General features: G+C 45.6%; 16 protein-coding genes and 1 tRNA gene. 10 read left to right on the forward strand and 7 right to left on the reverse strand.

Going from position 1 to position 21,492, the window contains the following annotated elements:
- Positions 1-51: 51 nt before the first annotated feature.
- The 4 genes from ACO05Z_RS16045 to ACO05Z_RS16060 are packed head-to-tail and all read left to right on the forward strand — an operon-like array spanning position 52 to position 5,500.
- A complete protein-coding gene (locus tag ACO05Z_RS16045; protein WP_421903193.1) occupies positions 52-2,157 on the forward strand; it encodes a hypothetical protein in 2,106 nt (701 codons plus the stop codon).
- Positions 2,158-2,174: 17 nt separating this feature from the next.
- Positions 2,175-2,762: a DUF1318 domain-containing protein gene (locus ACO05Z_RS16050; protein WP_421903194.1), complete on the forward strand. Its 588-nt coding sequence runs from the start codon at positions 2,175-2,177 to the stop codon at positions 2,760-2,762.
- 7 nt (positions 2,763-2,769) lie between these two features.
- Positions 2,770-4,224, forward strand: a complete 1,455-nt coding sequence (locus ACO05Z_RS16055; RefSeq protein WP_421903195.1) for a protein adenylyltransferase SelO — start codon at positions 2,770-2,772, stop codon at positions 4,222-4,224.
- Between the two features lie 22 nt (positions 4,225-4,246).
- On the forward strand, positions 4,247-5,500 hold the full coding sequence (locus ACO05Z_RS16060; RefSeq protein ID WP_421903196.1) for a hypothetical protein: 1,254 nt from the start codon (positions 4,247-4,249) through the stop codon (positions 5,498-5,500).
- Between the two features lie 75 nt (positions 5,501-5,575).
- Here the strand turns inward: ACO05Z_RS16060 and purM are convergent, their stop codons facing one another.
- Positions 5,576-6,622: a phosphoribosylformylglycinamidine cyclo-ligase gene (gene purM, locus ACO05Z_RS16065; RefSeq protein ID WP_421903197.1), complete on the reverse strand. Its 1,047-nt coding sequence runs from the start codon at positions 6,620-6,622 to the stop codon at positions 5,576-5,578.
- A 164-nt stretch (positions 6,623-6,786) separates the two neighbouring features.
- On the opposite strand from purM, the gene ACO05Z_RS16070 reads away from it, so the two are divergent.
- From ACO05Z_RS16070 to ACO05Z_RS16080, 3 genes are all read left to right on the forward strand, one after another.
- Positions 6,787-7,056 (forward strand): hypothetical protein, encoded by a 270-nt coding sequence (locus ACO05Z_RS16070; RefSeq protein ID WP_421903198.1) that lies wholly within the window; start codon positions 6,787-6,789, stop codon positions 7,054-7,056.
- Between the two features lie 19 nt (positions 7,057-7,075).
- Positions 7,076-8,089 (forward strand): AmmeMemoRadiSam system radical SAM enzyme, encoded by a 1,014-nt coding sequence (amrS, locus tag ACO05Z_RS16075; RefSeq protein ID WP_421903199.1) that lies wholly within the window; start codon positions 7,076-7,078, stop codon positions 8,087-8,089.
- Positions 8,090-8,199: 110 nt separating this feature from the next.
- Positions 8,200-8,276 (forward strand) — tRNA-Pro (locus ACO05Z_RS16080).
- 292 nt (positions 8,277-8,568) lie between these two features.
- Here the strand turns inward: ACO05Z_RS16080 and ACO05Z_RS16085 are convergent.
- The gene (locus tag ACO05Z_RS16085; RefSeq protein ID WP_421903200.1) at positions 8,569-10,227 is read right to left on the reverse strand and encodes a hypothetical protein; all 1,659 of its coding nucleotides are present in this window, start codon (positions 10,225-10,227) and stop codon (positions 8,569-8,571) included.
- Positions 10,228-10,827: 600 nt separating this feature from the next.
- On the opposite strand from ACO05Z_RS16085, the gene ACO05Z_RS16090 reads away from it, so the two are divergent.
- Positions 10,828-11,880 (forward strand): hypothetical protein, encoded by a 1,053-nt coding sequence (locus tag ACO05Z_RS16090; protein WP_421903201.1) that lies wholly within the window; start codon positions 10,828-10,830, stop codon positions 11,878-11,880.
- Between the two features lie 134 nt (positions 11,881-12,014).
- Here ACO05Z_RS16090 and ACO05Z_RS16095 read toward each other — a convergent pair whose 3' ends face one another.
- Complete coding sequence (locus ACO05Z_RS16095) at positions 12,015-12,467, reverse strand: superoxide dismutase, Ni (RefSeq protein WP_421903202.1); 453 nt, start codon at positions 12,465-12,467, stop codon at positions 12,015-12,017.
- 128 nt (positions 12,468-12,595) lie between these two features.
- Positions 12,596-13,708, reverse strand: a complete 1,113-nt coding sequence (locus ACO05Z_RS16100) for an NAD(P)/FAD-dependent oxidoreductase (protein ID WP_421903203.1) — start codon at positions 13,706-13,708, stop codon at positions 12,596-12,598.
- A gap of 137 nt (positions 13,709-13,845) precedes the next feature.
- On the opposite strand from ACO05Z_RS16100, the gene ACO05Z_RS16105 reads away from it, so the two are divergent.
- Positions 13,846-15,081 carry a serine hydrolase domain-containing protein gene (locus ACO05Z_RS16105; protein WP_421903204.1) on the forward strand — a complete coding sequence of 412 codons (1,236 nt, stop codon included), beginning with the start codon at positions 13,846-13,848 and terminating at the stop codon, positions 15,079-15,081.
- A 154-nt stretch (positions 15,082-15,235) separates the two neighbouring features.
- On the opposite strand, the gene ACO05Z_RS16110 is transcribed toward ACO05Z_RS16105, so the two are convergent.
- Entirely contained in the window at positions 15,236-15,508 is a 273-nt protein-coding gene (locus ACO05Z_RS16110; protein ID WP_421903205.1) for a hypothetical protein, read from the reverse strand.
- Between the two features lie 173 nt (positions 15,509-15,681).
- On the opposite strand from ACO05Z_RS16110, the gene ACO05Z_RS16115 reads away from it, so the two are divergent.
- On the forward strand, positions 15,682-17,919 hold the full coding sequence (locus ACO05Z_RS16115) for a PAS domain-containing protein (protein ID WP_421903206.1): 2,238 nt from the start codon (positions 15,682-15,684) through the stop codon (positions 17,917-17,919).
- A gap of 33 nt (positions 17,920-17,952) precedes the next feature.
- Here ACO05Z_RS16115 and ACO05Z_RS16120 read toward each other — a convergent pair whose 3' ends face one another.
- Positions 17,953-20,139 (reverse strand): sensor histidine kinase, encoded by a 2,187-nt coding sequence (locus tag ACO05Z_RS16120; protein ID WP_421903207.1) that lies wholly within the window; start codon positions 20,137-20,139, stop codon positions 17,953-17,955.
- Complete coding sequence (locus tag ACO05Z_RS16125) at positions 20,136-21,281, reverse strand: ABC transporter substrate-binding protein (RefSeq protein WP_421903208.1); 1,146 nt, start codon at positions 21,279-21,281, stop codon at positions 20,136-20,138. The genes ACO05Z_RS16120 and ACO05Z_RS16125 overlap by 4 nt, the downstream gene beginning before the upstream one ends.
- Positions 21,282-21,492 lie beyond the last annotated feature (211 nt).

The following is a 21,492-nucleotide window of genomic DNA, read 5'->3' on the forward strand; positions in this document are numbered from 1 at the left end:
TTTTGGCTCAACCAACTTCCCAGCCACCTCTCACCCGTGTATAATCTACTGATGAGCAGGCGATCCCTTTTATTCAGCACATTCATGCTTCTGCTGCTGATCTTCACCATCCCGCAATCTTCTTTTCCAAAAGATGATGGTTTCGGGCTGAACTGGCAGTTCTCCGTTGACTTGCCGCAGGCAGGGATAGCCGGGATTCTCAAGGGATACATCGAGCATCTTCAAGGTACGGAATTCAGGTTCAACGGCGAATATCTGAACAAAAAAGGACCGCTTAAATCCGGTCCCATCAGCGTCAGCAGCAGATTTGATATTAATTCTGGCTTGCTGAAATTAGATAGTTTTACCCTGAAAATTTCTAGAGTTGAAGCAGACCTGCCTCAGCTGGGTTTAAGCACCCCCGACCTTACCGTTACCGGAAGCGGTATTCTCGACCCTACCTCCGGAGCAGCGGACTTCAATAATCTACACATAAAAGCCGGGAACCTGCCCGAACTCACAACCCGACTGAGCTACTCCCCGGCTGATAATGGAAGCTGCCTGCTGGAAATAAAGAATCCTCTCCCCTTGCTGGAACGGCTAGTGGAAATCAATTTCCCGGACTTTCAAAAATGGGACAAGGAGGGAAAATTCACCCTCAAGGTCTCGCTGAGTAAAATAGAGCATTCCCCTGAAGCAGACCTGCGTCTTGATTTCAAAGGGCTTTCAGCAGCTTCTGCCAACGGGATGATACTTGTGGACAGCATGACCGGGCACATCGAAGTCAGCAGCAAGCTAGACAATCCCCACCCCGTCCTAAGTATTGATTTTAGATCAGGGGAAGCCCTTTATGACCGCTTCTATGTTAACCTGGCAGATTACCCCGTGCATGCTGAGATCAAATCATCCCTGCCAGACAAAGCTGGAAATCTTGAGCTTGATACGCTTCTTGATTGGCAAGGCATGGGTAATTTTAAAATGAACGCAAGGCTGAAAGATTTATTCAGCGCAATCTCTTTTTCCGGCAATGCGGAATACAGAACCAAAGAACTGGCTGCCCCATTCAGGACCTTTGCCATTGATCCTTTTTCCTTGGAAGGACTGGACGGCAACGGGAAATTAGCCATGCACTGCACATTTAACGGAACAAGAACTAGAACCCATCTGCGCGGAGAAATGAATTTTCAAAACTGCACAGTCAGTAAAGATACGACCATATTCAACGGAATTAATGCCGATCTCCCTTTTGTACTTTCACTGAATAAGAAGTTCCTACCTCAAACAGATGAAAGCCTTCCCTACTCCCCGGCAGGGATGGTCAGTTTCAAGGAAATAAAAGCCGGAAAAATCGATATAAAAAATTTCAACTTTCCAATTAGCGTATCCTCCAATTCCATTGAATTCGGGACCGTCCCGACAATTAATCTGGAAGGAGGCACCCTCAATCTTTCTGACTTGAAGATGCGTCATCCTTTTGATGACGACTTTGTGCTGAGTGGTGAAGTCACCGCCAAGGACATAAATCTGCTGCCGCTCTCCCCAAAATCACTGCCCATCGACGGACAGCTAAGCGGGGACTTGAAATTCTGGCTGCTCAAGGATCACTTTTCCACCAGCGGAAAACTCTTCGGCAATGTCTACGATGGGGAGATGACCATTGATGAAATTTTTGCGGAGAATCCCTTTGAAGATTCCCGGCAGTACGGAGCGGACTTCAGTGTAAAACATCTCGATCTTGAACCTCTCAGTCAGGCTCTGGACATCGGACGTATTACCGGCCGCATGGACCTCGACCTGACCGGGCTGGTCATTGCCTACGAACAGCCGGCAGCATTTCATCTGCTGGCCCGGACAACTCCCGGTTCCGGAAAATCCGGGGATATCAGTCTCAAAGCGGTAAACACCCTCTCGGTTATCGGGACAGGTTCCGGGCTTACCGGGGCTGGAGTGGGCGTATTCTCGCAATTCTTCAAAGAATTCGGTTATGCCGGACTGGGCCTTGAATGTACTCTTGATGACGACATCTTCAAGATTCGAGGCTTGATCAGAGACGACGGAATCGAGTACATTATTAAAAGGCCGCCCTTGTTCGGCATCAACGTAATCAACAGCAACCCCGAAAACCTGATCAGCTTTTCCGACATGCTCAAAAGGCTGAAGCGGGTCATCGGAAATTAACAGCACAGGAGTTTACCATGCTCAAAAAAACCGCACAGGTTTTAACCTTCCTCAGCCTTCTTTCCTTTGTCGCCTGTGTGACAGTGAACATATATTTCCCAGCCGCTAAGGTTGAACGTGCCGCAGAAGATATTGTGGAAGACGTCTACGGAACCGATCCCAAGCAGGAAAACAAGGATGACCAATCCGCCCTTGAAAGCTTCCTCACCCTACTCACTCCGCAAGCCGCCCATGCTCAGGTCAGCAAGGCAGAAATCGACAAGAAATCCAACTCCGCCATCCGCGGCCTGAAGCAATCCATAGCCGCCGACCACAAAAAGCTGGTCCCCTATTACAATGCCGGCAACATCGGCATCACCAAAGACGGCTACTTGAAAATAATCAGCAAGGATGGCCTGAACATCAAACAGACCGCTGCCCTGCGCCGCCTTGTCTCACAGGACAACGACACCCGAGACCAGCTTTATTCCGAAGTGGCAGCATCCATGAACATCCCCGGAAGTGAGCTTAAAAAGGTCAAAGCCATCTTTGCTCAGGAATGGCAGGAACGTGCTCCGTCCGGCTGGTATATCCAGACCGCGAACGGCAAGTGGGTCCAAAAATAGCAGCACCATGCCCTTTGATAACAGCTACTCCCGGCTGGATGAAAAATTCTACCAGCGCATAAATCCAACCCCGGTAAAGGAACCCCGGATCATACTCGTGAACCGGAAACTTGCCGGGGAAATGGAATTTCCCTTGCCGAAAACGAATTCCGAACTCGCGCAACTGTTCTCCGGCAACAAACCGCCCCAAGGCTCGGAGCCACTGGCCCAAGTTTATGCCGGACACCAATTCGGTAACTTCGTGCCCCGCTTGGGTGACGGACGGGCCGTCCTGCTTGGAGAGTTCGTCAACAGCAGCGGACAGCGCTACGACATCCAGCTCAAGGGAGCCGGACAAACCATGTATTCCCGCAACGGGGACGGTCGTTCGCCCCTTGGTCCGGTAATCCGCGAATACATTGTCAGTGAAGCCATGTTCCGGCTGGGAGTCCCCACTACCCGCGCCCTTGCCATGGTTTGCAGCGGAGAAGATGTTTTCCGGGAACAAGCTCTTCCCGGCGCAGTCTTCACTCGTGTTGCATCCAGCCATATCAGAATCGGAACCTTTGAATACTTTGCTTCCCGCAATGATTATGAGGGAGTAAAAACTTTGGCAGATTACGCCATTGACCGTCACTATCCGCATCTTAAAGAGGCCGGAAATCCCTATGCTGCATTCCTAGGAAAGATCTGCTCGGTTCAGGCGCGGCTGATAGCCAAATGGATGCGAATCGGATTTATCCACGGGGTCATGAATACCGACAACACCACCATTTCCGGTGAAACCATTGATTACGGTCCCTGCGCTTTCATGGATGGTTATGATCCGGCAACAGTTTTCAGTTCCATCGACCATTACGGAAGATATGCATACGCCCGCCAGCCTTCCATTGCCCAATGGAATCTTGCCGGACTTGCAGGGTGTCTGCTGCCCCTTATCCATAAGGATACAGAACAGGCCAAATCCCGTGCGGAAGAAATTGTGCAGGGATTCGGACCCGAATTCAGGACGCATTATTTCGCAGAGATGTGCAGCAAGATCGGCCTTCGCCCTGATGAACCTGCTCAGGAACTGCTCAATGAACTCTTGCAGATCATGCATGAAGCCAAGACAGATTTCAGCCTCAGCTTCCGCAGGCTAAGCAAAGCCGTTTTAGATAATACAGAACCACTGTTTGAACTTTTCAGCGACAAAGAGAAGATCATCGACTGGATTGAAAAATGGGAAGCAGAGCTGGCCCGACAAAACATAAATAGTGCGGATGCGGCCCGAACTATGGACCGCAACAATCCGGCATTCATCCCCCGCAACCACCGCGTTGAACAGGCCATCAGTGCAGCAATAGAGAATGACGATTTCGAACCGACCAAAAAACTAATCAAAATTCTAAGCTGTCCATACGATGACCAACCGGAATACGATGAGTACATGCAGCCTCCGGAACCGACAGAACGTGTTTACCAGACATTCTGCGGAACTTAAGCAAAACCAGACCGGAGTATATATGAAACGTTTCATACATTTAATCTCTTGCGCAGCCTTATTGTTTATGGGGCTATCTGCCGTTTTTCCCACACTCTCAAATGCCGATGACTTTGAAGACGGGTTTGCAGCCTACCAGCAGGGAGATTACGAACTTGCAGGCCGTCTTTTTTTAAAAGCGGCGGAACAGGACCACGCTAAGGCTATGTATAATCTGGGCATAATGTTCAGCAGCGGCTCCGGTATGCAACGGGACTTTTCTAAAGCGGCAATGTGGTTCAGAAAAGCAGCAGATCAAGGTTCGGTAGGTGCACAATACAATCTGGCAATGATGTACGCTAACGGCATCGGTGTTAAGCAGGATTATGTCCAAGCCGCACAACTGTATCTCCCCATTGCCGAGCAAGGCTTCGCTGAAGCGCAGAACAACCTAGCATCAATGTATGAAAACGGACTGGGAGTAACTCAAAATTTAGAAACTGCCCTGTCCTGGTATCGCAAAGCAGCAGAACAGGGACTGCCAATAGCCCAATATAATCTAGGCATAATGTATGCCCACGGCATGGGCATAGATCAGGATTTTAATCAGGCTGTGCAGTGGTACCGCAAGGCTGCGGAGCAAGACAATGTCATGGCGCAAAACAACCTTGGGTCTATGTATAACAACGGCAAGGGAGTTGACCAGGACTACTCCATAGCAGCCTATTGGTACCGCCGGGCAGCAGAACAGGGTTTTGCAGGAGCACAGCTTAATCTAGGCAGGCTTTACGAAAACGGTCTGGGGCTGGCGCAAGATTACGCTCAGGCTTCCCAATGGTATACGAAAGCTGCGGAACAAGGACTGTCAAAAGCCCAGCACGATCTAGCCATTATGTACGCAGAGGGCTTGGGAGTTCCTCAGAACCACTCACATGCGATCCTGTGGTACTTAACCGCCGCAGAGCAGGGGTATGCACTTTCCCAGTACAATCTGGGACTTATGTTCGACAACGGACTGGGAGTTAAACAGGACTACGCCAGAGCTGCCCAATGGTATTTAAAGGCTGCGCAGCAGGGAATCCCCGAAGCTCAGTATAACATCGCCGCAATGTATGAAAGCGGGCAGGGAATTACGCAGGACAACATTCAGGCATACATGTGGTTCAGCCTGTCAGCCGCGCAAGGAATTAAACAGGCTGCAAACAAACGAGACATGCTCGAAAAGAGAATGACTCAATCTGAAATACAAAAAGCATTGGAACTGACTGCTAAATGGCAACCGTCCCACAACCAATGATTTCTAGAAAAAGATGAAACGAAAAAGCCCCGCAAACTGAAGTTTGCGGGGCTTTAAACTTACCAAAAACGAAAACTAGAAATTAACTTTAACCTGCTCGGAATCTCCGTCACGGGCGGTGATTTCACCGATCTTCCATGAATTGAGCTTCATTCCGGCCAGTCTGTTGAGCACATCTTCTTCATGGTCTTTGGATACAACGAGGATGTAACCGATACCAGTGTTGAAAATCTGCAGCATTTCAGGCCAGCTGAGATCGCCCTGTTCCTTGAGCCAGTTGAACACGGGAGAAACTTCCCATGAATTAAAGTCGATTTCAGCGGTAACCTGCTTGGGCAGGATGCGGGGCAGGTTGTCATAGAAACCGCCACCAGTCACGTGAACCATCCCCTTGATCTCAATATCGCGGGAAAGGTTGTGAACCGCATCAACGTAGATTCTGGTGGGGGTCAGCAGTGCTTCGCCAATTTTCTGGTCAGTACCGGGCAGCAAGTCATCTGCTTTCAGGCCGGACTCATCAAAAATCTTGCGCACCAGAGAGTAACCATTGGAATGGATACCGGAAGACTCCAGACCAATAATGGAATCCCCAATGGTGATGGAGGAGCCGTCTACGATCTTGGCGTTGTCCACCATACCTACACAAAAACCGGAAAGGTCATACTCACCGTCAGCGTAGAAGCCGGGCATTTCAGCGGTTTCACCGCCGAGCAGCGCACAGCCGGACTGCTTACAGCCTTCACAGACACCTGCGATGACTTCTTCAGCCACACCGGACTCAAGCTTGCCAGTAGCAAAGTAGTCGAGGAAGAACAGGGGCTTTGCACCCTGAACGAGAATATCGTTTACGCTCATAGCCACAAGGTCGATACCGATAGTATCGTGCTTGTCTAAGGCAAAAGCCAATTTTAGTTTGGTTCCTACACCGTCTGCACCGGAAACCAGTACAGGCTCGTCCATCTGAGTAAGGTCAAGCTTGAACAGCCCGCCGAACCCGCCGATATCGGTGACGACACCCTTGGTGAAGGTGGAACCCACCATACCTTTAATGCGACCGATAAAATCATTGGCCGCATCAATGTCTACACCTGCAGCCTTGTATGCATCAGAACGACTTGCCATATTAATATCTCCTAACAGTCTTGCGGATAAGAACGGATGTATATGCTGAATCCCGCATAAGTTCAAGGAACAACATCACCCATTTCCCGCTGCCGGGAAAAGAAAAAGGTCCATTGTTTGCACAGGACCAAATAAGAGTTTATACTATGCCACGGAGAAATACCATGTACAAGAAAACTTTGCTCACCGCTTTTATTATTCTGGGTGTGTTCCTGTGCGGCGACGCCATAGCGGGAACCAAATTCATTAACAAGGACACCGCCAAGGATCGCAAGCCCATCCGCATGGGCACCGGGGGCGGCAACAAAAGCCAGATCACCATTGAATCAGATAATAATTCCAACACAATACGTGTTTCACCTAAAAAAGATGACGAAGACAAAGAAGACACACAGATCGGCCCCATCTTCGTGGTCCCTGAGATCAAACCGTAGCTAAAACATAAGGAAAATCATGCTCCATCCCGCAAGACTCTGGAAACCACTCAAGGACGGCAAGGTCCAATGCCGTCTATGCAGCCACTTCTGCATAATTGACGAACAGGCACACGGTAAGTGCGGGGTACGGCAAAATGTTGACGGCCAGCTCATGACCCGAACCTATGAGCTGGTGGCTGCACTCAATGTGGACCCGGTGGAGAAAAAGCCGCTCTATCACTTCCTGCCCGGGACCGACACATTTTCGCTGGGCACACAGGGATGCAATTTCGGCTGCACCTTCTGCCAGAACGCCTCTCTTTCCCAGCACCCCAAAACAGGACGCGAAATCACCGGGCAGAGAGTAACCCCGGAAATTCTGGTGGAAGCGACCATTGCCCACAAATGCGAATCCATCTCTTACACCTACTCCGAACCGACCATATTTTTCGAGCTAATGCAGGATACCGCCCGTCTTGCCCACAGCAAGGGACTGAAGAACATCATGGTCTCCAACGGCTTCCAAAGCCCGGACTGCATTGAAGAACTGACCGGACTGATTGATGCTGCCAACATTGATCTCAAAGCCTTCAATGATGATTTCTACCGAAACACCTGCGGAGGCCGTTTAAATCCGGTCCTCGACAATCTCAAGCATATGAAGAAAAACGGCTGGTGGGTGGAGGTAACCACCCTGCTCATCCCCGGAAAGAACGATTCCCCGGACGAGCTGAAACAACTGGCCGCTTTCATAGCCGATGAACTGGGCAGGGAAGTGCCGTGGCACATCTCCCGTTTCCACCCGGATTACAAAATGCAGGATTGCCCGGTCACGCCCATGGAAGCCCTGCAAAAAGCAAGAAAAACCGGGACCAATGCCGGCCTTGAATACGTCTACATCGGCAATGTTCCGGGCAATGACAATTCAGCCACCCTCTGCCCGGACTGTAAAAAAGAACTAGTCAAGAGGTTCGGCTTTGAAATGACCAATGTGGGACTTGCTGACGGCATGTGCAAGTATTGCGGGTGCAAAATTAACGGTGTATTTTAAGTAGTTATATATATAAGCAGTGCAGATAATGAATTAAATTTCAAAAAAATAAATTTAGTTCTTGCCAAGCAAATACAATTCACGTAGTTCCCTTTCTGCACGAAACAAGTCGGAGCATGGCGCAGTCTGGTAGCGCGCTTGCTTTGGGAGCAAGATGCCGGGGGTTCAAATCCTCCTGCTCCGACCAGTAAATTCAAGCCCTTACGTTATACTTTACGTAAGGGCTTTTTCGTTGTTGGGGACTCAATTGGGGACTTTTTTGAAAATGTGAAACAAAACGTGATGAGATTGCCTAAGTATCGACGCAGGCCACACCACAATTTTAATACATATTTTCAGACAGATAGACTAAAACTGCATTTTCTATCTAAATACATTCTTGCCATCAGTAGACTTGGCTGAAGAGCAATATGCCGCATAAAGGAAAAAGCCAGCCTCGGGGAGGCTGGCTTCCGTTGTCTGAGATGTAACTAACCCAATTATTTACCTGACAATATTTCAGAAACCTTACGCAAGTTATCAAAATTACCTTTTGCAAAGGTTTCATCGTACTCTTCTATTCGATCTATGGCTGTAGGATCATTTAAAACTTCATTGATTAGCCGTAATTGTTTGTCAAGCTTGTCTTTTAAATGTGGTATAATCAATTCCTTCTCATGTATTTCGGCTAATATTTTTTCATTATCGCTCAAATCTTTTACAATTCTATCTTCGATAGTTTGAATCTCTTTCCACTCTCTTTCTGACAATTCTTCTGGCTTAGAACTTGGGAATGTAATTTTATATAATATGGCATCAAACAAACCAAGCATCTTATTATACTTAGTAGATTTTGAACTAGCTTCAACTATTGAATTTGCATGTTCCACCATCAATTTATGATCGCTGTCCTTTACCCATTCTTCTTTCTCTTCTTGTAAAAACTTCTTTGCTTTGTCATTAGAAAAATACACACCAAACTTACTCGAAAGCTGCAATCTGTAAGCTAAGTTTTGCAAACGATTCTTCGCATGCTCTTCAACACCTTTTAAATCATGACTATCTAAAAAAGACACGCTATTATATTCAACAAGTAAATCTCTTGCTAGTCTAGCGGCATATAAGTCACTCAACGAAGAAACAAGCCTACGTCTATCGCGTTCTGAAGATACCAAGGAAGTTTGAATACTTGTTTTTTCTCTAAGATTCATAGTATTGAGAAAGGATTGAGATGCTTCACTTATTAAGGCATCTACATATTGACCATCAAGTTTATCTTTAAATTCACTCCATTTTGTAGAGCTATAATTTTCTGGTTTATCCAATTTATACAACCTTTCTAATTGCCAAACAGAAAGTCCAGACTTCATAATTAAGAGTTCAAGAATACTACTAAATTCTTTTACTGCCGCATTGGAAAGGTTATTCCATTCATTTTCACTGAGAAACTCAAATTTTCCAGAATTTAATGCCAAATATACTTTTGATCTTTCAGCTGAAGACACATCATATATTGATTCATAATTAAAATACTCCTCAACTGCTTTCTCACGTAATTCAATCCACTTCTCAGTAGTTATAAACCATGGTTTTTTGTTTTTTTGAAGATCTCTATATTGCTTACAATACCAATCAATATACATAGAAAAACTTTGCCAAAGGATGAGAAGTAGATAAAATCCAAACGGAGACCAAAAAAGAATAAATTCAGCTAGACTAGGCCCACCATCCTGCCCAAAAGCCTTAATCGCTTGCCCATTTCGGTACGCAATATGAAGACTTGAATCATTTAAAGGTGAATCTGAACTTAAAACTATGGAAATTTTACCTTCTGGAGGTAACTCAGGATACACGATCTCGATTCCATTAGAATTTTCAAACGTCTTCTCAACATCCGACGAAGAATGCTTGTTTAATTGAAAATGCTGAATCTTACCATTTACCTTTATAATAATCTTTTCGGCATGCTTATTTCCGACGTTCACAACTTCAAGCTGTTGAATATTTGCAGTCTTCCCCGATGTAAAAAAACTTGTTGGAATGCTATCAGATAAAGTAAATCTTAACTCAGGCTCTTCTTTTTGATAGTCATAAATCACTATCCCAGCAACAACACTAACAATCAGAGTAATAACTGCACCCAAAATTTTATTCATCATAAATGATCTTTATCTAAATTAAACGGTTAGGTTTTAATATTTATTAAGCTAGTCCTACTAAACTAAAAAGAATATTTCGGTTTACTTCGTATCGCAACCTCAAGACTCTTTTTGAATGCATCACACATACACCCATACCGATTTAAAAGAAAATATGGAATACCGAGGGGGAGTCCCTGAAACTTACCTAAACCAGCACCCGCAAACCTAAGAATCACACCAAAATTTTCAGCACCCCAAACCAGCAGGGCCGGACTAAAGCACGGGGAACCATTCACCCCCAAAAATCCCTAAAAATACCGGAAAGAATGTCCCCAATGCGAAAATTTATTTAATTAATTCAATGGTTGCAACATTCGATAACGGCTTTGGGAGCAAGATGCCGGGGGTTCAAATCCTCCTGCTCCGACCACCTAAAATTCAAAGGCCTTACGTTTATAACGTAAGGCCTTTTTTGTTTGCGAAGGATATTGTGTCAACTTGGACACATATCACGCTAACTATACTTAGAATCGTTCTTCAACTTAACATTAACTAGAACAACTAACTATGGAAGAAGAGTAAGGCAATTTTTTTCCCACTTGGCATACGGAGTGAGAGATGGATGTGACTATTGGTGACTTAATAAGATTTAATGAGTTCCTAGATTCGACAATAGACCCCAAAAATTTAGATGAGGAATTCATTACCTTAAGACAAGTCGAACTAGAGGGCATATCAAAGAATTCCGATGTTAAACATTTTCCTCTGATTGCCTTAAGCTATGCGAAATTAATGGAACTGACCGTTTTATTAGCGGGAAAGTATGCCGACAATTGCCGAACCACGGATTTTGGGGATCTTGTGGTAAACCCCAGACACATAGACGTGTGCATCTTAAATACCAGATTGATAACAGAAGATTACGGCATTGCTGAAAGTATTCCACGCTGGTTCAAGACACAAGTACATGAGTGTACTGGTAGCCAATACTCTGAAGACCTGGGAAGAATGGTCGTTGACCCATCTTTGCTATCCCATTTTCTTGAAAGAGGCCTACTGCTGAGAATAGTAAAAAAAGAAAGGCATACAAGATTAAGTGATCAGTTCCGGGATTGCATTCCATATGATGCTCAGTCCGCTTTTTCAAAAGAAATCGCGGAATTTATCCCAGCCGCACACAACCCGGTAAAAGAGCTTGATCTCGACGACAGGATAGGCAAAGGCCTCGATGTTGCACCATGGCTTGCCCGCAACACAGTATTGAATATAGTTAAAAACACCTTAAAAACCGATCTTATGAATGTGTTACGTGAGGTCATGTCAGCTGACTACCTGACAACAATTAATCAAAAATTTGAAAAGGCACATAACTCCCTAGCCTATGTAAACATGGGAAGGAAAAATTTCGCTAATTTTCCATATGATGAAGAGGTGCCCTTAACAGAGTGGACTGAGATCAATCGCACCTTGTGCCATTTCAACCTAGACGGCTATGGTATGATTCAGTCAGAATTAGATAAGAGCCTTTCCAATCCATGCTACAAAAGCCCTTTCCTGAACAGGTTGTTGTATAGCGTCCCTAAAGCACAGGACACAAATGATCAGAGACATCACGTAAAGTTTCAGCATCATCTGACAAACCACCGCTGCCATAGCGAACTGGCAATATAAATTAATTAGCCTTCGGGGACACAATAATTAGGAAGCCCTCACGTTTTATGACGTAAGGGCTATTTTTGGGGACTTTTTAAAAACTTAGAATGGCGTTGTGGTGTGAGGGTACGGGCTGACACCCACCTATAACCTTAATGCTTGTGCTCAGGATAATACTCTTCCAGCGCCTTAACACTTGCTTTCAGTTTCTTCACTGTTGCCATATCGGCCTTTTGCTTAGCCTTCATAGCGTTGACAATAACAGCATGATGGCGCTTTAACCGTTCCACATAATCCTTTTGGGAAGCCTTGACTCGCTGCGTGAGAAAGTAGTTTGAGATGGTGGAGATAATGTTTTGAGCATGATGCTCCTTGTTCATCACCCAACGGATGAACTGCTGCCGGGACTGAACATCAGTCTTGTCAGCCAACTCCTGAAGCATATTTACAGCCTTCTTCACGGTCTTCACATCTTCAAGCATTGCCTCAACACGGGCATGGTCGTCATAAATGCCGCAGGGTACCTGACAATGGGCTGATGCCAATACGGGCAGCAGAATCAGAAATGTTAGAACGGATATGCCGGAAATGGTTTTATGCAACACAGTGATTCTCCTTGTTAAAAATTTGAACTTTAATAGTCCATACCATGTATTTGGACGCACAGACAATCACTTCGCTCAGACAAAGACTCCTGCTACATATAGAAATGCCAAAATAGAGCCGTTTCAGTTCAACTTCCGTTCGGCTTGAATCGCTTAATAAATTTCCTGTCGATATAGTCTTTGACCCAGAAAGCGAGCGGGCCTCCAAAGCTCAACCCGTTTTTGTGCAATATGCCTTTCCCGCCCCCGGTATTGAATATGAGAAGATAGGAACCGCCCGGGGCGAACGGGTTCAGACTGCGGCCTTCGAGTTGGGCCCGCACATTATGGAGGAGCACAGGGTTCTGGCGTACGGCATAAACGCCCACTTTATCCAGTGGGGTCGGTTCGAAGCAGATACAATCGCCTCCACCGAAAATTTCCGGATGGGAAATGGATTGCAGGTAGCGGTTGACCATTAGCCCGCCATCCTTTCCAACGGGCATGTTTGAAGCAGCGAAAACCTTGGAAGGATTCACACCTAAGGCTAGAAAAATAATGTCTTGTTCATAGTGTTGCCCGTTTTGCAATATGACGCTGCCAGTTGCCACACACTCCACGTAACTACCCTGAACAATGTCGATTCCGCGTTTGTTCAGACTTTTAACTGCAAGGTTACGCACCCTGTCCGGCAGGTTGCGCAAAAATGAACTGCCCGTGAAAATCTGGATTTTCGCACCGAAGCGGCCCTGCTCTTTGACCGCAGCCAAAGCGTTGCCAGCAACTTCAAGGGCCGCAGGACCACCACCGCATATACCGATGCGCACCGCCCGTTCCGACGCGATTTCCTGAATCCGCAAGCGGGCCTGCAAAAGATTTTGTATGGGTTTTACGGTATAGATATCAGTGCTGTCCTTATCCGCGAGACTACTGGATACGTAACTTCCAAGATTGCAGGAGAGCACGTCGTAGGGAACTGCCTGCCCCGATTCAAGAAGCACCTGCCGCTTATGCGGATCTATACGTGCAACCTTACCGAGAACAAAAGTACCGCCCCGGCTTTCCACCATAGACTTAACGGGAAAACTGATTTTGTCGGAACTGTAAACACCTCCAAGCAGCCCCGGGCCCATCCCCGAATAGTAATGACGCTCATCCGGGCCAATGACCGTAACCCGGTGTCCATCCGCACTGATGTCCGGAATGGCTTCCATGAGCATCATATGCGCGTGGCCGGCACCGGCAAGGACAAGTTCTCCCATAGTAACTCCTGAGATAACCAGTTTTGATTACAATGATTATTAGCTATGTTTTGATAAGGTTTTGTTTAAGCACATGGTAAAGCTTTTGATTTTGCACCTCACTTGACTTTGCTGAATAAATCAAGTCCTTTCATTAAATGCAATATAAAAACAAAACATTGCTTAAGTTAATATCTATTTTACTACTTTTATCCTGCCCTCTTATGTTTGGGAATACAGGATGTGGAAATGGGCAGATCTTTCCTGAAGAACAAGCCAAAGCCTTACAGTCTTCTCTTGATAAATCCAGAATTACCCTTGGATTTCCGGGTGGAATGCTCGGCGTAAAGCAAGTACAAGGTGCAATATGGATGGGCACCAGTGGAAACGCAAATCTAAGTGGCAATGTTGCTTACATCGAAGACAACAATATATTATTTAAAATTCTAAACTTGTTCGTATGCCCAGCATATGCCAGCAGCACACCTATAGTAATGAATACAAATATGTATACACGTATAGGGAGCGTTACAAAAACTTTTACGGCTGCACTTATCATGAAGCTTGCTGAAGAAGGCAAATTGAACCTTGACGATAAAGTGGAAGATTGGATGGGTGCCGGATACTACCCCCGCAGCAACATAGTAACAATCAGGCAATTGCTGAATATGACTTCCGGTTTTACTAATTACACGCAGACACCTAGCTACTTTGCGCAATACACAGCCACCCCGAAAGGAACTTTTCAGCCCGAAAATCTAGTTAATTACGCAAGAACCAGCGTAAAGCCAAACGAATTTTATCCCGGTACAGGCTGGCATTATTCAAATACAAACTACGTCATTCTAGGATTGATTGCCCAAAAAGCAGGAGAAGCAGACTTTAAAACCCTGATACAAGAAAAAATTCTAGACCACTTAGATTTACAGAACACATACGTCCCGGAGACTGATGACAACACAATACTGAATCCCCATGTAAACGGTTATGAAAAACAGGGAGGTTCATGGATGGACACCACCGACCACTCCCCCAGTGTTGCTTTTTCCGCAGGAAATATGATTTCAAAGTTATCGGACATGCTGAGCTGGATTGAATCCATCCACGAATACCAAATACTGACCAAAGAGTCAGTAGATCAGATGATGACCTTGGTTGCAATTCCGGGCGGGACTCCCTGGAATGGTGAAAATTTTGGATATGGACTCGGCATAATGTACAATAAAGGAGCCACAGGACACAACGGCGATATTGATGGCTACAAAATTTGCTTATACAAATACAAAGATCACTATTTTGCAGTAGTAATTAATACCGACACCGCACCTGCCGGTGATGCAGAGACCGTTTTCTGGAATGCAGTGCGGACGCTTTACCCCAACGACAACATATAATCCTTTTTCACTTTCTCTCTGATCATTTCACCACCTACACCAAGTAGACGGCAAACTATTTAACTGATCCAGAAACGGAGGATATTGATCTGGCAGGGAAAGGTAGAATTCATTCACCTCATCGGCCCAATAATCGGACAGAGTCAGCCTTAAGCTACCCCTCATCAACATCATAAACCCGAATCTTATTGCTGCGCGGAAATTCCTTCTTCAAAAGTTTCTTAAGCAGCTTTTTCAAGCCCTTGAAATCTTCCGTATAACGTTCATTATCGAATCCGTCCTCGATAACTAAAAATGAATCCTCGCCCTTGCGCAGAATGACCACGGACCGGTCACGCTTGTAGGTCCGTAAATCCAGCCCGCATCCGACCTGAATTTTCTTGAGCTTGCGCATGACATTTTCTATTGCTGAAGCCTTATCAATCATGCTTTTGATGATATGTCCGTCCGTAAATTAGTGTCAATGCGCTCCTCTCCCCAATCTGAATTAATAATACATTAAGAATTCCTTTTGGAAACGCTATGTGCTAATGCTTTAAAAACAAAATAAATCCAACCTTATCAATTAACCAGACCAAATAGATTCAAGAATTGTCGAGTATGGCGCACCAATACCCGAGAACATATACTTACATATTTATTTTCTGTGCCTTTCTGCTGCTCAGTTCGATACCTCTTTCCTTTGCAGCGAATGAAGCACAATCCATGGTAGACGGGTTCAATCCCGAAACCATCAAGAAAAAAATTACGCTTAATGAAGCAGAGCTTGCATGGCTCAAGCAGGATAGGACAGTCACAGTAAGGGTTGGCGACTGGCCGCCATTCATGATGACTGACAACGAAATTTCCGGAATATCAATTGATTACCTTGATCTAATCTCATCAATTCATGGGATCAAATTCAAATACGTAACCCAGAACGAAGTCTCATGGCCTGAGGCATTACAATCCATTCGCGCACATGATGGAATCGACATGGTTCCGGCCATTCAGCAATCCGAGGACCGCAAGGCTTTCATGTCCTTCAGTGTTCCCTACCAGACCCTGCCTTGGGTTATTATAACCCGCGATGACGCTGAATTCGTGGGAGGACTAAGCGACCTAGGGAACAAATCAGTCTCAATTCAAGACCGCTTCATCCTGCAAAAACAAATTGAAAAGCAATACCCGGATCTTAAACTCAAGATAGTAAAATCAAGAACCCCCACCCTTGATTCACTCAAAGATGTGGCAACGAAAGAGGCCTACGCTACGATCAATGCTCTTCCGGTAGTTGTCTACTTTATCAAGCACTATGGACTTTCAAATCTGAAGGTGGCAGCCCCTGCAAAATTCGATGCACTCACGCTGTCTATGGGAATCCGTAATGACTGGCCGGAGCTGGCTTCCATTATCTCCAAAACAATCCAAGCCATGTCACATAAGGATGTAGCAGCAATACATAACACATGGCTCTCTGTTCATTATGAACCGGGCATCAGCACTGTGGAAGCAGAGAGATATGCATTTCTCGGTTTAATGACCTTGGTCATCGTAATAATCCTGTTTGTGACCATAAATCGGACGCTGAAAAAGAAGATCGCTCAACGCACAGAAGCCCTGCGAACAGAACTGGATGAACGTAACCGCATCCAGAGAGACTTAAAAATAAGCGAAGAACGCTACGACATGGCCTTACGGGCTGTGAGTGACGGACTTTGGGACTGGAACTTGCAGACCAATGAAGTTTACTATAGCCCCCGCTATTTTGAGATGCTTGGCTATGATTCGGACGAACTTCCTCACGAATATAAGACATGGTTCCATTTAATGCATTCGGACGACAGGGACCGGGCTTCCGAAATCGTGACCGCTTATTTAAACGGATTTCCCGAAAGTGATAAAGACTCACTGTTTTCACTGGAATTCAGAATGCTGACTAAGGACGGGGACTGGAAATGGATATTATCGCGCGGGCGGGTTCCTGAATTTGACGAGCAAGGGAATCCGGTCAGACTGATCGGCACCCATATGGACATAACGGAGCGAAAAAAAACAGAACAATTAATGGTTCAGACAGAAAAAATGATGTCCATCGGCGGTCTGGCTGCAGGCATGGCCCATGAAATAAACAACCCTCTTGCCGGCATTCTGGGTCATAGCCAGAATATGAGCAACAGACTTTTCAGTCACACAAAAGCCAATATCCGGACAGCCGAAAAACATGGTATCAAACTGCAGCAGATTCAGGACTATATGAATGACCGTGATATCCCCAGGATGCTCGAAGGCATTCGAACAGCGGGTGGCCGGGCTGCCAAAATCGTCTCCAACATGCTCAGTTTCAGTCGGCAGAGTGAAAAAGAGTACTCTCTGCATGATATTACTAATCTTCTGGAGAAAGCCATTGATCTTTCCGCCAGTGACTACAATCTGGAGAAGCTATATGACTTCAGACAGATAGAAATAATCCGCGAATATGAATCCCAAATTCCGCCGGTTTATTGTGAAGGAACCGAGATACAACAGGTCTTCATGAATCTCCTGAAAAATGGGGCGGAAGCGATGATGGAGAAGGACTATGAGTATGAACAGGATTCTCCTCATTTCATCTGCCGGATACGTAAAACCCGGGAAGCTGCCATTATTGAAATTGAAGACAACGGTCCCGGTATAACACATGAAACCCGCTCCAGAATTTTTGAACCTTTCTACACAACCAAAGAAGTGGGCAAAGGCACCGGGCTAGGTCTTTCAGTTTCATACTTCATAATAACAAGCCACCACAACGGCAGCATGAGCGTGGACTCCAGTCCCGGAAACTGGACCCGCTTCACTATCAGAATTCCGTTTAAATAAGCTCACAGGCATACAAGCGGTAAAGCCTATTGATCAAAACCTATCCTTCTGCACAGGAAGGGTAATAGTGAACCGCGCGCCTCTTCCCGGAGCAGAACTGACCGTAAATGTTCCGCCATGATTCTGAGTGATGATGAAATACGAAACCGAAAGTCCCAAACCGGTTCCAACACCGGCAGGCTTGGTGGTAAAAAACGGCTCAAAAATCCTTTTCCGAACCTCGGGCTTTATTCCGGGTCCATTATCCTCAATCTCAATAATAACAGAATCTCCACGACTACGTGTTCGCACATAGATATGCGGCTTTGTACCGGAAAATCCATATTCACTCATGGCCTGTGCAGAATTTTTAAAAAGATTAAAAAAGACCTGTTCAATCTCGGTCTGCGAACAAATTATACTCGACACATCCGGGGAAAACTCACGCACGATATTGATATGCGTAAAGTCATATTTCCGCTTAAGATCATAATCCTTAGCTGAAAGCTCCAAAGATTCTTCAATCAAATCATGAACATTAACAGTTGTTACTACATCCTTCCCGGGCTTGCTGAATTCCAGCATGTTGGAAACAATTCTGGCTGCACGCATTCCGGAATCCTTAATCCCCCCAATAATGGAACGAATTTTCCGGGACTCAAGATATGCCTGCATGGCCTCAAGCGAACACCCGGCCTCATCTGCGGCAGTTATGTTGGCTTTTATTTCAGGGGAAAACTTACGTTCCAGATTCTGTGCCCCCTGCATTATTCCGCCGAGAGGATTATTGATTTCATGGGCCATTCCTGCGGCAAGGCCTCCCACGGACATCATCTTCTCGGTCTGGACCATAATCTCTTCCATGCGCACCCGGGACGTAACATCATCAATCCTGACCACCACCCCTTTGACTTCAAAACCACGTAAGGGGAAAGCCGTAATATCAAACATCTCTGATGAATCTTCACTGATTGCGGTCCGTTCAATAGTTTTGGGAGAATTGAACTGCTTTGCTTCAGCAATCACGTCAACAATATCTTCACGGCCGGAAAAAAAGACCTCAACGTTTTCAGGCTCAATTTCAGTTGTATCCAGATCGAACAACTCCAAAGCACGATTGTTACACTGGCAGACATCCATATCCTCATTAACCCAGATCAGGGCTGAGGGCATGGAATCAATAACACTCTGGAAATAGCTTTTCGAAACAATAAGATCATGCTCTCGATCACGAACCTGTTCAGCCATGGAATCAAAAACCCTGCCCAATTCATCCAGTTCAACAAATCCGCTCTCTTGTGAAGCTGATGTGGGATAGTCACCCTTGGCAACAGCAGATAACTTCCTGACATAGCCCACCAGCGGAGTCACCACATCTTCACGGAACTCCTTCTTCAAGGCAAAAAGAAGCACCATAAAGAAAAAGACTACCAACAGACCGATCAACAAGCCAAGAGCGATGACAGGCTGAAACAGGTAATAGGCCGTGCACCCGACCAGAAGCTTCCAGCCGGTTCCGGTTATATTCACAACACGGCCAAATGAAAGAGTGTTTTCTGCCCTGTAGAATTCCACCTCCTCAGGTGCCAGACTCTTTTTAAAAATATCCAGATTTCCAACATTAGCCTGTATCTTAACCAGCTCCCGGTTAGGGTGGACAATTAGATTACCATACGAATCTGCAAGAATTATTATCCTGTTGGAAGACAGGAAGCCGTAAATAAATTTCTGCAGGGCACCGAGATCAAGTTCGGCCACAAGTTTACCTCCCCCCTGAACCGGTATACTGACATAAACTACCAGCTTGCCTGAATGAGCAGAAATCATAGGTGAGGTCAATATACGTTTTGATTTTTCCGAACCGCTAAACCGGATTGGGAAATCGACCCCCTTAATGCCATGCGGAGCCACGGCTATGATGTTTTCATTTTTATCCAGCAGGATAAGACGGTCAAACTGCCCGAAACGGTCATGCAAACCGCTAAAATAAGTACGAAGGCTATGAACATCACCATCTCCGCTCATTATGGCCACAGAGCGCAGCACATCCTCCGCACCATCAATATAAAATTCCACATTGCGGGACAGGGATCTTGAAAGCTGCACGATCTCACGTTCCATGGTGTTAATCTGATTCAATCCCACAATAGAAACCAAAATGACAGTCATGATTAACCCGGGCACAAGTATCCATTGGACCAGCTTGCCCTGAAAAATTTCAACAACCGAATCCCTGCTCATTTCTCTCTCTTTGATACTGTGACAAAATGTCCATCTTTAACCGTCACAATATGTCCGTTACGCTTTACATCCCCGAACTCATTAATCTCAAAAGGCCCTATCAAACTATCATCAAAACTGATCCCCGGAACTACGGCGACCAACCCTTTTGTGCTCCCGCCATTCCTTTTTACAGCTTCCGCAAAAACCTGCACTGCCTGATAACCGAAAACAGCTGCAAAGTTGGGAGGCCAGCCAAAACGCTTAATAAACCTTTCTCTGAACTCCGCATATTCTCCTTCAGGCTCATCTTCAGCGAAATGGACCACAAAAAGTATCCCTTCCACACTTTTGCCGCCAGTCTGGACCAATTCTTTGGTATATCCCCACATACTGCTCATGATTGTCCAATCCGTCTTATTCAGGGTACAGAACTGGGCAAATACTGCCAGATCACGCGCAGAAGTGACCATTACCACTGCGTCAGGATTCATACTCTTCAGTTCATCGACAATTTTTTGCCAATCTACAGTTTTTTTTTGCTTGCCAATACTTATCTCGCCAACAAGATTTCCGCCTTTTTCTTCAAATTTTTCAATAAATACTTTTTTATAGGATTCGGAAAATGCCTGATTTGAAGTGTCCCAGACAACTGCCAGTTTCTTCTTGCCAAGCTTATCCACTGAGTATTCAGCAAGCCCTTTGGATAAATCCGTAAGAGTTGGGATTACCCTGAAAAAATTGTCTTTAATCCCCTGCAACAAAGGCGTTGAGGTAGTGGGAGCAATATAAACGACTCCGCTGTCCTTCATACCTTGGACAGCCGCCATAGATTGTGAACTGGTCATATGCCCAATAATAACGGAGGCACCTTCGGCAACAAGTTCCCTGTCTGCTTTAACAGCCCCTTCAGGAGTATTCTGGTCATCACGGACAATAAATTCAATCTTGCGTCCGTCAATTCCGCCAGCTCCATTGATATCCTCAACGGCCAGCAAAGCACCGTTACGCCCCTGAACACCGAGATCGGAATATTTACCTTTAAGGGTTCCTGAAAACCCCAGACGTATAGGATTATCAGAACATGCGCTCAACGGCAGACAAATGAGCAATAACCACAACAAGACGCCATTTTTACCAAATTGAAAACTAGCTCTCAACATTCACTCCTCCTGCATTAAGGACATAAAGAGTCACTCTGAGTATAACCTGAAAGGGCAGTGAACGCCAATAATGATAAACAAAAAAACATGTTCCTATATAATCAAAAACGAGCTCCAAGATGTCCCGGACTACCTTCCGGAACCAATTAATTTCAAACCTTGTTGACCAGTTCTCAGCTTAGTCGTATTTTTCATATTATATATAACCACT

Source organism: Maridesulfovibrio sp., assembly GCF_965230075.1.
GTDB lineage: Bacteria > Desulfobacterota > Desulfovibrionia > Desulfovibrionales > Desulfovibrionaceae > Maridesulfovibrio.